The sequence below is a fragment of the Streptomyces lunalinharesii genome, assembly GCF_039532155.1.
GTDB classification, from domain to species: domain Bacteria; phylum Actinomycetota; class Actinomycetes; order Streptomycetales; family Streptomycetaceae; genus Streptomyces; species Streptomyces lunalinharesii.
Genome location: NZ_BAAARK010000057.1, coordinates 1 through 12,485 on the forward strand (window position 1 = coordinate 1; position 12,485 = coordinate 12,485).

A 12,485-nucleotide genomic window follows, 5' to 3' on the forward strand; every position below is an offset into this window, starting at 1 on the left:
GGCCGGGGGTGCCTGTGGTGTGGACGTAAAGCGCAGCAGTCCACACCACAGGCACCCCCGGCCCACCCCCGGCCCCACCACGAGGCAAAAGGCGCAGACCCGCCCGACAACCCCCACCGCTCCCGCCGAAGGCGGGAAAGAACCCACAGGCACCCGCACGGCGGCAAAGCCGGCAACGTGGGAAGCCGCCCCCGCGGCAAACGCCTAGCTGTGGCCGAGTTCTTCGGCCGGGCCGCCGTCCTCGACGGACCCGCCGTCGACCGCCGGCCGGATGGACACCGGCTCGACCACGGTCTCGTCCAGCACCGGCTCCGCCGGCCGCGGCGGCTTCGGCATGACGGCGGCCTCCGAGTGCGCCCCGCACCCGTAGGACAGCGAGACGACGCGGCCGTCCGCCGGCGAGAACTCGTTGGCGCAGACACCGAACGCCTGCCGCAGGGAGCCGGCGATCGGGGTCAGGAAGCCGCAGCTCACGCAGGTGGCGGGGGCCGCCTGGGCCATCGGGGTCTTGGGGCCGAAGGCCTCTTCCCAGCGGTCCGCGGCGGCGTGCAGGCCGTAGCGCGACAGGACCCGGGCGCGGGCCATGCCCAGTTCCTCGGCGACCGCGCCGACGCTGCCGCGGCCGGGCACCGGCTGGATCGCGGGCGAGCCGGGGACGACGACCGCTTCCTCGGTGTCGGCGACGTCGGCGGCCATGCCCTCGGCTACCGGGGAGTTCGGCAGCGGCGCGTCCTCACCGCTGAAGCCAGCCTCCAGCCGCAGGTCGTCGGACTCGGTGGGCAGCAGGTCGCCGGGGCCCATGTCGCCGGGGCGCAACCGCTCGCTCCAGGGCACCCACTCGGGGGCCAGCAGCGCGTCGGGGCCGGGGAGGAGGACCGACTCGTCGAGGGTGACGACCTTCGCGCGGGAGGCGCGGGCGACGGTGACGGCCCAGCGCCAGCCGCGGTAGCCGGGCTGCTTGCAGTCGAAGAGATGGGTGACGACGCGGTCCGCCTCGGCAACGGCATCGACGTGCTCGCCGACCGTGCCGGGCGTGGCGGCCTCCTCGGCCGCCTTGCGGGCAAGGTCGACCGCCTCGGCGCACAGCCGGTCAGGGGTACGGCTTCGCATCGCAGCACTCACAAGAATCGATTCTCTCTTCCACGCCGTCTCACGAGCGCGCCAGCCGGGGCTGTCCTGGTCCTGTCCGGACGACCGGCGGGACCGGGGCGGGCGGAGCGGACCAGGGGACCGCGTCGACGTCCGCGCCCGGCTGGATCGTTCGGTCGAGCGCACCTCTTACGTCCTATTCTGCGGGATCGCAGGGAAATGAGGTACGCGGCCGGAACGGACCGCCGGTGGCGCTCTGGACACGCTACCCCTTCAACGCTGCACGACCCCTCGGCGGGAGCAGCAAATATCTCCGACCGTAACCGGCCAGTCGGGCCACGGGTGCGGCCGGTCGGCCGGTGCGCCCCGCCGGAGCGGGGGGATAAAACGCCCCCTCTGGGGCGAGTTGGGGCAGTATGACCGGGTGGCTGCCGTCGGGGCGACGAGGGGGTCGAAGGCCCGCCGGGCGGGCCGCGCGATCGGACGCGCGCTGCACCGGCCGCTGCGCGGCGCGGCCCGGCAACTACGGCGCGCCACCCATGCGCACGGCGCGGGGGAATCGGGCCTGGCGCAGCTGATCGAGTTGCACGCGGTGAACGCGGCCGGCGACATGATGATCACGATCGCGCTGGCCTCGACCGTGTTCTTCTCGGTGCCCACCCACGAGGCACGGGGCCGGGTGGCGCTGTACCTGCTGGTCACCATGGCGCCGTTCGTGCTGCTCGCGCCGGTGGTCGGCCCGCTGCTGGACCGGGTGCCGCACGGCCGCCGGGCCGCGATGGCCGGCGCGATGCTGGCCCGGGCGCTGCTGGCACTGTCGATGTCGCGGGCGGTGGCCGACGGCGGGCTGGCGCTGTATCCGGCGGCGCTGGGGGTGCTGGTGGCGTCGAAGGCGTACGGGGTGGTGCGCAGCGCGGTGGTGCCGCGGCTCCTGCCGCCACGGATCTCCCTGGTGAAGGCCAATTCCCGGGTGACGCTGGCGGGGCTGCTGGCGACCGGGGCGGCGGCCCCGGTGGGCGCCGGACTGCATCTGATCGGGCCGGCCTGGCCGCTGTACGGGGCGTGCCTGGTGTTCCTGGCCGGGACGTTCCTGTCGTTCTCGCTGCCGCACGCGGTCGATTCGGGCAAGGGCGAGGCCCGGGCCCGGCTGGCGGCCGGCGACGGCACGGCGCCCGCCGGGGCGCGGGGACGGCGACCGGGGCTGCGGACGGTCGGCCCGGCCGTGCTGCACGGGCTGCGCGCGAACGCGGCGCTGCGCGCGCTCTCCGGCTTCCTCACCTTCTTCCTGGCCTTCCTGCTGCGCGAGCACCCCCTGGGCGGGCTGGGCGCGGCGGCGTCGCTCGGGTTGGTCGCGGTGGCGGCCGGGGTCGGGAACGCGCTGGGCACGGCGGTCGGCGCCTGGCTGAGGGCGCGCGGTCCGGAGCAGATCGTCGCGGCGGTGCTGGGGCTGGCGCTGTCCGCCACGGTGCTGGCGGCGCTCTGCTACGAGGTGCTGGCGGCCGTGGTGGTGCCCGTGGCGGCGGCCGCGGCGGGGCTGTCCCAGGCGTTGGCGAAACTGTCCCTGGACGCGATGATCCAGCGCGACGTGCCGGAGGCGGTGCGGACCTCGGCGTTCGCCCGGTCCGAGACCGTGCTCCAGCTGGCGTGGGTGGTGGGCGGCGCCCTCGGGATCGCGCTGCCGCTCGTCGGCCCGCTGGGTCTGGCGGTGGCCGCGGCCCTGGTGGCGGTGGGCGCCGCACTGGCCGTGCGGGGGCTGCTGGGCGCGGCGCGCCGGAACGGCCGGCCGGCCCCCCGGGTGGTGTGACGCGGGATCCCGGGCGCCCCGTGCGGCGGCCCGTGGTGCGGCGCGCCGCACCCGCGCGTGGCGAGCGCCGGGACGCCCGATAGCCTGCCCCGTATGACCGCTGCGTTGATCTCCCGGGGCAAGGGCCGCCGCGCCGCCGCTGCCCTCGGTGCCGTGACCCTGGGCCTGCTCACCCTCTCCGCCTGCCAGCAGCCGACTTCGTTGGCGACGGTGACCGTCGGCACGCAGACGGTGACGGCGGAGGTGACCCCCGGCTGCGACGGCGACGGCAAGTCCCTCGACAAGCAGGCCGTGCAGAGCTGCATCGGCAAGAAGGGCGAGGGGACCATCACCGTGCGCCCGGGCGAGCGGGTCCGCGTGGGCGTCGACCCGAAGGTCGCCAAGGTGGGCTGGTTCGTCGTCGGCGGCGGACCGGTGATGGCGGCGCCCAGCACCGACACGTACCGCACCTTCAGCACCGACGAGCTGTTCAAGGCCATGAACCCGGCGACCGGCCAGTCCGAGTCGCTGCGCGAGGTGACCCTGATGGTCGCCGAGGCCGGCAAGAACCAGGGCTCGGGCCCGATGGCCCTGTGGCACTTCAACCTGAAGCTGAAGGACTGAGCGCACTGAGCGCGGGGGCCGGGGACCGGCGGCACGCGGCGGGCGGCGTCTGATGCGGGCGCTGGTCGTCACCGCGGTGGCCGCGGAGCGCGACGCGGTGTGCGCCGCGCTGGACGCCGCAGCCGCCGGGGACGCCGGAGCCGCCGGAGCCGCCGGAGCCGCTGCCGGCGGCTACCGGCCCGTGGCGCTGCCCGGCGGTTACGCGCTGCACCGCGCGCCCGCCGGGCCGGCTGGGGCGCCCGCCGCCCCGGACGTGCTGGCCGCCGGTGTCGGCCCGGCCGCCGCGGCCGCCGGCACCGCCACCGCGCTGACCGCGGCCGCCCTGGCCGACACGCCCTACGACCTGGTGGTCTCGGCCGGCATCGGCGGTGGTTTCGCCCCCGCCGCGCCGCTGGGCGCGGTGGTCGTCGCGGACGCGATCGTCGCCGCCGACCTGGGCGCCGAGACGCCCGACGGCTTCCTCACGGTCACCGAGCTCGGCTTCGGGACCGCGGCGCACCGGCCCGACCCGGCGCTGGTCGCGGCCGTCGCGGCGGCGACCGGCGGGACGACCGGCCCGGTGGTCACGGTCTCCACCGTCACCGGCAGCGCCGCCCGCGCCGCCGAGCTGGCGGCCCGTCACCCCGGTGTGCTGGTCGAGGCGATGGAGGGCTTCGGCGTCGCCGAGGCGGCCGCCGCGCACGGCCTGCCGGTACTGGAACTGCGCACGGTCTCCAACGCGGTCGGTCCCCGGGACCGCGCCGCCTGGCGGATCGGCCCCGCCCTCGCCGCGCTGACCGGCGCCTTCCGCACGTTCCCCCAAGCCCTGGCGGGCGTTCCCGCGGCGGCTCCGGTGCCACCGCCCCCCACTTTCCGGAGGACCTCGTGACCCGGCCGCTGTCCATCGCCTACTCCCCGTGCCCGAACGACACCTTCGTCTTCGACGCCCTGGCGCACGGCCGGGTCCCGGGCGGGCCGGAGCTGGCGGTCACCTTCGCCGACATCGACGTCACCAACGGCCTGGCCGAGCGCGGTGAACTGGACGTGCTGAAGGTGTCGTACGCGGTGCTGCCGTGGGTGCTGGAGGAGTACGCGCTGCTGCCCTGCGGCGGGGCGCTGGGGCGCGGCTGCGGCCCACTGGTGCTGACCCGGGAGCCGGGCGGCGCGGCGGACCTGGCGGGCAAGACGGTGGCGGTGCCCAGCGAGCGGTCGACCGCGTACCTGCTGTTCCGGCTGTGGGTGGCGGCCGAGGTGCCGGGCGGCGTCGGCGAGGTCGTGGTGCTGCCGTTCCACGAGATCATGCCGGCCGTGCGGGACGGCAAGGTCGACGCCGGCCTGGTGATCCACGAGGCCCGCTTCACGTACCAGGACTACGGGCTGCACTCGCTGGCGGACATGGGCGAGCACTGGGAGCTGACCACCGGTCTGCCGATCCCGCTGGGGGCGATCATCGCCAAGCGGTCGCTGGGCGAGCCGGTGCTGCGCGGGCTGGCGGAGGCGATCCGCACGTCGGTCCGGATGGCCTGGGACGACCCGGAGGCGTCCCGGCCGTACGTCCTGGAGCACGCGCAGGAGATGGACCCGAAGGTGACGGACCAGCACATCGGGCTGTACGTCAACGAATTCACCGCCGACCTCGGCGAGGACGGCTACGCCGCGGTGCGCGGGCTGCTCACCCGCGCCGCGGCCGAGGGGCTCGTACCGCCCCTCGGCCCCGCCGCGCTGACGTTCGTCTGAGCGGGGCGGCTCAGACGTCGAGCTGGTCGGCGACCGCGCGCAGCATGCCGGCGATCTTGGCGCCGTGCGGCTTGTCGGGGTAGCGCCCGCGCTCCAGTTGCTGGGTGACGTTCTCCAGCAGGGTGGTGAGGTCCTGGACGATCGAGGCGAGTTCGTCGGGCTTGCGGCGCTGGGCCGCGGCGACCGAGGGGGTCGGGTCGAGGATCACGACGCTCAGTGCCTGGTCACCGCGCTGGCCCGCGACGACACCGAATTCGACGCGCTGGCCGGGCTTGAGCATGTCCACGCCGTCGGGGAGCACCGACGAATGTACGAAGACGTCACCGCCGTCGTCGCGGGAGAGAAAGCCGAAGCCCTTCTCGCTGTTGAACCACTTGACCTTGCCGGTAGGCACGTCTGTCCTCGTCCTCGTACTCGTCGGAAAATGCGGGCTCTTCGCCACGGCACATGGGGTGCCGCGGCGTGCGAAAATTGGTCTGGATAACAGTGCAGCGGGCCACCGAAGCCCGCCTCCCCCAAGGCTAATGGTCCGGGGCCCGGTGACAAGACGTCGCCAGGGGGATCCTCGGCGCCCCCGGCCCGGACTTACCCTGGTCAGGTGTCTGATGAAACGCCCCAGGCCGGGGATCTACTGGTCCGAATCGGCGCGATCGTGTTCCTAGTTGGCGCACTGGCCACTCTCGCCACGGTGCTCCCACTGTTCCTCGGAACGCACCCGCTGCCGTGGGAGTTCTACTGGATGTCCATGCTGATGGGCGCCGGTTTCCTCATCGCGGGCAGCGGAGTGGTGCGCTCCGTGCGCGCCCAGCGCCGTCAGTCGGAGGCGGTGACCGTCCCGTCCCCGTCGGCGCCGCCCGTCGGGTAGCGCCCGGGATCCGCCGCGTAACGATCCAGCCACGCCGGGAAGGCGGTCAGGTCGTCGAGCACCACCTGGGCGCCGGCCGCGCGCAGTTCGTCGGCGTCGCACGGCCCGGTGGCGACCGCGACCGACAGCGCGCCGGCGGTCCGTGCGCCGCGCACGTCGCCGGTGTGGTCGCCGACGTAGAGCCGTGCGCCGTGCTCGCGCAGCGCCGTCGCCTTGGCCTCGGCCCACAGCGAGCCGACGACCGCGTCCGCTGCGATGCCCAGGTGGGTCAGGTGCAGCTTGGCGTTGGGCTCGTACTTGGCGGTGACGACGACGGCCCGGCCGCCGGCCGCGCGCACCGCGTCGACCGCCTCCCGCGCGCCCGGCATCGCCAGGGTGCCGGTGATCGCGTGTGTCGGGTACAGCGCGCGGTAGAGGTCGCTGATCTCCGCCACCCGCTCCGCCGGGAACCACCGGCGGATCTCCTGCTCCAGGGGCGGCCCGAGCCGGGTGACCGCGGCGGCGGCGTCGATGTACGTCCCGGTGCGCTCGGCCAGCGCCTCGTAGGCGGCCTTGATGCCGGGGCGGGAGTCGATCAGCGTCATGTCGAGGTCGAACCCGACGGTCAGGGGATGCGCAGCCATGCCTGCCATTGTGCCTGTGCCCCTGCGGAGCAAACCGGCCAGGACGTACCGTTAGCCTTGCCTTACCTAACCCGCGGCCGCCGTCCGGTGACCGCGGGTCCGCTCCGACAGCTCCAGACCGCGCGAAGGGACCCGACGCCCGTGAGGCCATGCCCGTGACGCACCGGAAGCGGAGCCGCCGGCTCGGCCTGACCGCGCTGGCCCTGCTGGCGCTGTTGCTGGCCGTGGTGTTCTCGCTCGCCGTCGGCAGCCGCGCGTTCGCCCCGTCGGCGGTCCTCGACGCCCTCGTCCACGGCGGCTCCGACGACGCCGCGCAGGTCGTGCGGTACCTACGGCTGCCGCGCACCCTGATCGGCCTGATGGTCGGCGCCGCACTGGCGATGGCCGGCACGGTCATGCAGGGCATCACCCGCAATCCGATCGCCGACCCCGGCATCCTCGGCATCAGCCAGGGGGCCGCGGCCGCCGTGGTGGCCGCCATCGCCTTCGCCGGGGTGCACACGCTGACCGGCTACGTGTGGTTCGCGTTCGCCGGGGCAGGGGTCGCCGCCGTGGTCGTCTACGGCATCGCCGCCCGCGGCCGGGGCGGCGCCACCCCGGTCAAACTGGCGCTCTCCGGTGCCGCGATCAACGCGCTGCTGGTGTCGGCGTCGATGGCGATCTTGACCACCAAGGCCGCGGCGCTGGACGAGTTCCGCTTCTGGCAGGTGGGTTCGCTCACCGGCCGGGACGCCGCGGTGGCCGCCCAGATCTGGCCGTTCCTGCTGGTCGGCGCGGTGCTGGTGCTGTCGGTGGCGCGCGGTCTGGACGCCCTGGCGCTCGGCGAGGACGTCGCCCGGGGGCTGGGCCAGAAGGTCGCCACGGTGCGGATCGTGGGCGGGCTCGGCGCGACCGTGCTGACCGGCGCGGGCGTCGCGGCCGCCGGCCCGATCGCCTTCGTCGGCCTCGCCGTGCCGCACCTGGCCCGCGCCCTGGTGGGCGGCGAACACCGCTGGACGCTGCCGATGGCGGCGCTGCTCGGCCCGGTCGTGGTGCTGGTCTCGGACACCGTCGGGCGGGTGCTGTTCCCGCCGTCGGAGGTCCCGGCGGGCGTGATGACCGCCCTGATCGGCGTGCCCTTCCTGGTCACCCTGGTCCGGCGCCGGGCGGTGGCGGCATGACGGCCACCGACACCTCCCCCGCCGCCCGCCCGGGCGCGGTCCGCCCCGCCGGGTACGCGCTGGTCCGGGCCGGCCGCGGCTCCTTCCTGCTGCACCGCCGCGCCGCCGTGGTCGCCACCGCACTGGCCGCCGCGCTGGCCGTGGTGTGCGTGGCGTACCTGTGCGCCGGCGAGAGCTGGGTGGCGCCCTCGGACGTGCTCAAGGTGCTGGCCGGCGAACCGTCCTCGCAGGAACTGGTCGTCGGCACGCTGCGGCTGCCGCGGATGGTGGTCGGGCTGCTGGTCGGCGCGGCCTTCGGCGTGGCCGGCGGGCTGATCCAGACGGTGGCCCGCAATCCGCTCGCCAGCCCCGACATCATCGGCGTGACCCAGGGCGCCGGGGCGGTGACGGTCGGGGCGATGACCTTCGGCGTCACCTCGTTCGCGGTGCTGCCCTACGTCTCGGTGGCCGGCGGGCTGCTGGCGGCGCTGCTGGTCTACGTCTTCGCGTGGCGCGGCGGGCTGCACGCCACCCGCTTCGTGCTGATCGGCATCGGCTTCGCGGTCGCGCTGCGCTCGGTCACCCAGCTGTTCCTCACCAAGGGCGACTACCTCGTGGCCCAGCAGGCGCAGGTGTGGATGACCGGCTCGCTCAACGGGCGCGGCTGGGCGGAGGCCGCCCCGCTGGGCTGGGCGCTGCTGGTGTCGCTGCCCGCGGTCCTGTGGGCGGCGCGCGCCCAGCGGACCGTCTCCCTGGACGACGACACCGCCACCGCGCTGGGCATCCGGCTCGGCCGCACCCGGCTGGGGCTGGTGGCGGTCGGCGTGGTGCTGGCGTCGATGGCGACCGGTGCGGCCGGGCCGGTCGACTTCGTGGCGTTGCTCGCCCCGCAGATCGCCCGCCGGCTGACCCGGACCGCGCAGATCCCGCTGCTCTGCTCGGCGCTGCTGGGCTCCGTCATCGTCGTCCTCGGCGACCTGCTCGCCCGCAAGCTGCTCGCGCCCACCGAGCTGCCGGTGGGCGTGCTGACCGCCGCGGTCGGCGCCCCGTATCTGATCTGGCTGATCGTCAGGGGCCACCGGGCCCGTGGCCGGGCCTCAGGAGGACAAGCGTGACCGGTACCGGCACCCCGCGGCCGGCGGCCGAGGCGGACACCGCGGCCCAGGAGCCCGCCGCCCGCAAGCCCGCCGCCCGTCTGACGGCCCGCGACCTGACCCTCTCCTACGAGGAACGCACCGTCGTCGAGGGTCTCGACCTGGACGTGCCCACCGGCGCGGTCACCGTCGTCGTCGGCCCCAACGCGTGCGGCAAGTCGACGCTGCTGCGCGCCCTGGGGCGGCTGCTGCGACCGCGCCGCGGCGCGGTCCTGCTGGACGGGACGGACCTCGCCAAGATCCCCACCCGGAAGATCGCCCAGTCGCTCGGGCTGCTGCCGCAGACCCCCGTCGCCCCGGAGGCGATCACCGTCGGCGACCTCGTCGCGCGCGGCCGGCAGCCGCACCAGCGCTGGTGGCAGCAGTGGTCGGCCGAGGACGAGCGGGCGGTCGCGGAGGCCATGACGCGCACCGACGTGGCCGTGCTGGCGGACCGCCCCGTCGACGAGCTCTCCGGCGGCCAGCGCCAGCGGGTCTGGATCGCCATGGCACTGGCCCAGGAGACCGACCTGCTGCTCCTGGACGAACCCACCACCTACCTGGACATCGCCCACCAGGTGGAGGTCCTGGACCTGGTGCGCCAGCTCAACCACGAGCGCGACCGGACCGTCGTCGCCGTCCTGCACGACCTCAACCAGGCCGCCCGCTACGCCGACCACCTGGTGGCCATGAAGGCGGGCCGGATCGTCGCCCAGGGCCGGCCCGGGGACGTGGTCACCGCCGACCTCGTCCGCGAGGTGTTCGGCCTGGACTCGGTGGTCGTCCCGGACCCGGTGACCGGCTCGCCGTTGGTGGTGCCGGGCCGTCCCTGGGAAGGGGACTCCCGGCAGTGACGTCTCCTCGCCGGGGCACCCGCCCCGGCGACCTCCCCGCCGCCGAGCCGAAAGGGCTGCGATGACCCGCCCGACCCACCCGGCTGTCCCCCACCCGACCCGTCCGGCCCCCTCCGCACCCTCCCCCGCCAGGAAGCCGCCGTGCCGCGCCACCGCCCGTGCCGCCGCGGCCGCCGTCGCCGCCGGCGCACTGCTGCTCACCGGCTGCGGCGGCCAGGACTCCGGCGCCTCCGCCGCCGGCCCCAACGGCACCTTCAAGGCCGCGGAATGCCCCGCGCAGCCCACCACCAGCTGGCCCGAGCCGGCCCCCGCGGGCGGCGGCAGCCACCCGGTCCGCACCGCGATGGGCGAGGTCACCGTCCCCGACGCCCCGCACCGCGTCGTGGTGCTGGACACCGCCGAACTCGACTCCGCACTCACCCTCGGCGTCACCCCGGTCGGCGCCACCCGCTCCGACGTCGCCTCCGGCTTCCTCGACTACCTGCCCCAGGACAAGCTCGCCGGCATCAAGGACGTCGGCAAGATCGGCGCCCCCAACCTGGAGGCGATCGCCGCCCTCAAGCCCGACCTGATCCTCACCAACAAGGTCCGCGACGGCCAGCGCTACGCCGACCTCAGCAAGATCGCCCCGACCGTCATGACCGACTCCACCGGCTACCCGTGGAAGCAGAACTTCGCCGTCCACGCCGCCGCACTGAACAAGGTCCCCGAGGCCAAGCGCACCGTCGCCGCCTACCGCGCGCACGCCGAACGCGTCACCACGGCCCTCGGCGGTCCGGCCAAGGCCCGCGCCCTGCGCACCAACGTCGTGCGCTTCGTCGAGGGCGCCGACACCCGCATCTACGGCTGCCAGAGCTACATCGGCACCGTCCTCGACGACCTCGGCACCGGCCCCACCGCGGTCGTCGACGGCGCACAGAACGGCCTGATGGTCGAGGTCAGCCCCGAGCAGATCACCAAGGCCGACGCCGACGCGGTCTTCTACGCCACCTACGGCAGCCCCGAGAAGTCCAAGGAGGCCCAGATCACCACCGGCCCCCTGTGGAAGAACCTCCGGGCCGTCAAGAACGGCAAGTCCCTCCGGGTCGACGACCAACTGTGGATCCAGGGCATCGGCTACACCGCGGCCGACAAGATCCTCGACGAGATCCAGCAGCGGCTCGCCAAGAAGTAGCGGCCCGCGAAGGGGCGCGGCGGCACGGGCGGCACTACGGCGCGCCGCCCGCCCCTCCGCGCCCCTCCGCTGCGCCCGCGCCTCACGGCGCCGCCCGGCGCATCCGCCACAGCAGGAACAGCGCCGAGACGACCGCGGCCACCCGCACCACGACGGGCAGCCCGGCGAGGAGTTCCTGACCCAGCTGCCCGGGGGCGATCGGCGCGCCCCAACGGCCTTGGCTGCGGCCCCAGATCCACACCAGCAGACCGCCGACGACGGTCCCGGGCACGCCCAGCGCCGCGAACTTCGTCTCCGTACGGCTCAGCCGGCGCGACACGTACGCCAGCCCCCAGCCACCGGCCAGCGCCAACCAGGAGCCGACCACCGCACCGGCCACCAGCAGCAGCACGGCCAACGTCAACACCGGGCTGAGCCAGGCCCGCAGGGGCAGCCGCGCCGGCTCCTTCGCACCGTCCGCCGCGTCCGCCGGGCCCGCGGGCTCCGCCCCGGCCGCCGGCTCCTGGGCGGGCGGCCGCCCCAGCGTCTTGCGCAGCAGGCCCGGCAGGGCCCGCCCGCGCCGCCCGCCGTCGCCCGACTCCGCACCCTTGCCGCCCTTGCCGCCCTTGCCGGCAGCGTCCTCGTCGTCCTCCTCGGGCCGCTCCCAGACCTCGGAGAGTTCGATGCCGCCGACGAACCCGGGCACGAAGTCCGCCGCGGCCTCCGCGTCGGCGGGCGCGCCGTCCACCCGCCACCAGTCGGGCGGGTCCTCCGCGTCGCCCAGTTCGTCGGCGCCGGCCAGGTGGGGCGGGGCCGCGGCGGGTGGGGCCTGCGGGCCGTCCGGCGCGGGGCGCTTCTTGAGGAAGGTCGGCCGCCGGCCGCCGTCATCCGCCGCGTCCCCGTCGCGCGGCGCTGGCACCTTGCCGATCAACCCGCCGAGCTTCTCCCGCGCACCGGCCCACTGGGCGGGCCGGACCGGCTCCGCGGGCCCGGCCACCGGCGGCACCACCGGCGGCCGGGCCCCGCCGGGGCCGCCCGCGCCGGGGCCGCCCGACCCGTCGGCCGCGGCCTTGACCACGGCCTCCGGCGTGCCCAGCCGGGCCAGCAGCCGCTTCACCCCGGGCACCGAATCGGCCTTCTGGTCGGCCTTCTGCGCGTCGATCTCGGCCCGCAGCGAGGCCACCAGCCGCATCCGGGTGCCGGACGGCAGCCCGTGCTGCTGGGCCAGGTCGCCCACCCGGCTCAGATAGTCAAAGACGAGCTGCTCGCTCTCGATCCCCACGAAATCCCCTGCGGCGTGCGCTGGTTGCTGCCCCGACGGTACCCCGTGGGCCCGGCCCGGCACCGCCGGCCGCCCGCCGCCCGGCACCGACGACGGCGCACGGCACCACGGCCGGGCGCGCGGCGCTCGCGCACCCCGCCGTGCACCACGCCGCTCCGCCGTACGGCGCGCGGCGCCGTGCACCGCGCGCCGGCCCCCGGCCCCGCCCCCGTCGATCCGCGCCC

At 75.6% G+C, this 12,485-nt stretch carries 13 protein-coding genes; 9 read left to right on the top strand and 4 right to left on the bottom strand.

Annotated features, from left to right (window positions below):
- Positions 1 to 204: 204 nt before the first annotated feature.
- The gene (locus tag ABD385_RS38215; protein WP_344584492.1) at positions 205 to 1,110 is read right to left on the bottom strand and encodes a DUF3027 domain-containing protein; all 906 of its coding nucleotides are present in this window, start codon (positions 1,108 to 1,110) and stop codon (positions 205 to 207) included.
- Between the two features lie 403 nt (positions 1,111 to 1,513).
- Between ABD385_RS38215 and ABD385_RS38220 the strand changes: the two genes are divergently transcribed.
- From ABD385_RS38220 to ABD385_RS38235, 4 genes are all read left to right on the top strand, one after another.
- Positions 1,514 to 2,893 (top strand): MFS transporter, encoded by a 1,380-nt coding sequence (locus ABD385_RS38220; RefSeq protein ID WP_344584494.1) that lies wholly within the window; start codon positions 1,514 to 1,516, stop codon positions 2,891 to 2,893.
- A 93-nt stretch (positions 2,894 to 2,986) separates the two neighbouring features.
- On the top strand, positions 2,987 to 3,496 hold the full coding sequence (locus ABD385_RS38225; RefSeq protein WP_344584496.1) for a hypothetical protein: 510 nt from the start codon (positions 2,987 to 2,989) through the stop codon (positions 3,494 to 3,496).
- A gap of 52 nt (positions 3,497 to 3,548) precedes the next feature.
- A complete protein-coding gene (locus ABD385_RS38230) occupies positions 3,549 to 4,364 on the top strand; it encodes a futalosine hydrolase (protein ID WP_344584498.1) in 816 nt (271 codons plus the stop codon).
- Complete coding sequence (locus tag ABD385_RS38235; RefSeq protein ID WP_344584500.1) at positions 4,361 to 5,212, top strand: 1,4-dihydroxy-6-naphtoate synthase; 852 nt, start codon at positions 4,361 to 4,363, stop codon at positions 5,210 to 5,212. The genes ABD385_RS38230 and ABD385_RS38235 overlap by 4 nt, the downstream gene beginning before the upstream one ends.
- A gap of 10 nt (positions 5,213 to 5,222) precedes the next feature.
- On the opposite strand, the gene ABD385_RS38240 is transcribed toward ABD385_RS38235, so the two are convergent.
- Positions 5,223 to 5,606, bottom strand: a complete 384-nt coding sequence (locus ABD385_RS38240) for a cold-shock protein (RefSeq protein WP_344584502.1) — start codon at positions 5,604 to 5,606, stop codon at positions 5,223 to 5,225.
- Positions 5,607 to 5,810: 204 nt separating this feature from the next.
- Here ABD385_RS38240 and ABD385_RS38245 point away from each other — a divergent pair, with 204 nt between their 5' ends.
- Complete coding sequence (locus ABD385_RS38245) at positions 5,811 to 6,077, top strand: hypothetical protein (RefSeq protein WP_344584504.1); 267 nt, start codon at positions 5,811 to 5,813, stop codon at positions 6,075 to 6,077.
- Here the strand turns inward: ABD385_RS38245 and ABD385_RS38250 are convergent.
- Positions 6,026 to 6,700: an HAD family hydrolase gene (locus tag ABD385_RS38250; protein ID WP_344584506.1), complete on the bottom strand. Its 675-nt coding sequence runs from the start codon at positions 6,698 to 6,700 to the stop codon at positions 6,026 to 6,028. The genes ABD385_RS38245 and ABD385_RS38250 overlap by 52 nt on opposite strands.
- A gap of 149 nt (positions 6,701 to 6,849) precedes the next feature.
- Between ABD385_RS38250 and ABD385_RS38255 the strand changes: the two genes are divergently transcribed.
- From ABD385_RS38255 to ABD385_RS38270, 4 genes are all read left to right on the top strand, one after another.
- The gene (locus ABD385_RS38255; RefSeq protein ID WP_344584508.1) at positions 6,850 to 7,860 is read left to right on the top strand and encodes a FecCD family ABC transporter permease; all 1,011 of its coding nucleotides are present in this window, start codon (positions 6,850 to 6,852) and stop codon (positions 7,858 to 7,860) included.
- Entirely contained in the window at positions 7,857 to 8,954 is a 1,098-nt protein-coding gene (locus tag ABD385_RS38260) for a FecCD family ABC transporter permease (RefSeq protein ID WP_344584510.1), read from the top strand. The genes ABD385_RS38255 and ABD385_RS38260 overlap by 4 nt, the downstream gene beginning before the upstream one ends.
- A gap of 80 nt (positions 8,955 to 9,034) precedes the next feature.
- Complete coding sequence (locus ABD385_RS38265; protein ID WP_344584540.1) at positions 9,035 to 9,826, top strand: ABC transporter ATP-binding protein; 792 nt, start codon at positions 9,035 to 9,037, stop codon at positions 9,824 to 9,826.
- 61 nt (positions 9,827 to 9,887) lie between these two features.
- Positions 9,888 to 11,000, top strand: a complete 1,113-nt coding sequence (locus ABD385_RS38270) for an ABC transporter substrate-binding protein (RefSeq protein WP_344584512.1) — start codon at positions 9,888 to 9,890, stop codon at positions 10,998 to 11,000.
- Positions 11,001 to 11,082: 82 nt separating this feature from the next.
- Here ABD385_RS38270 and ABD385_RS38275 read toward each other — a convergent pair whose 3' ends face one another.
- A complete protein-coding gene (locus ABD385_RS38275; RefSeq protein ID WP_344584513.1) occupies positions 11,083 to 12,261 on the bottom strand; it encodes a hypothetical protein in 1,179 nt (392 codons plus the stop codon).
- Between the last annotated feature and the right edge of the window lie 224 nt (positions 12,262 to 12,485).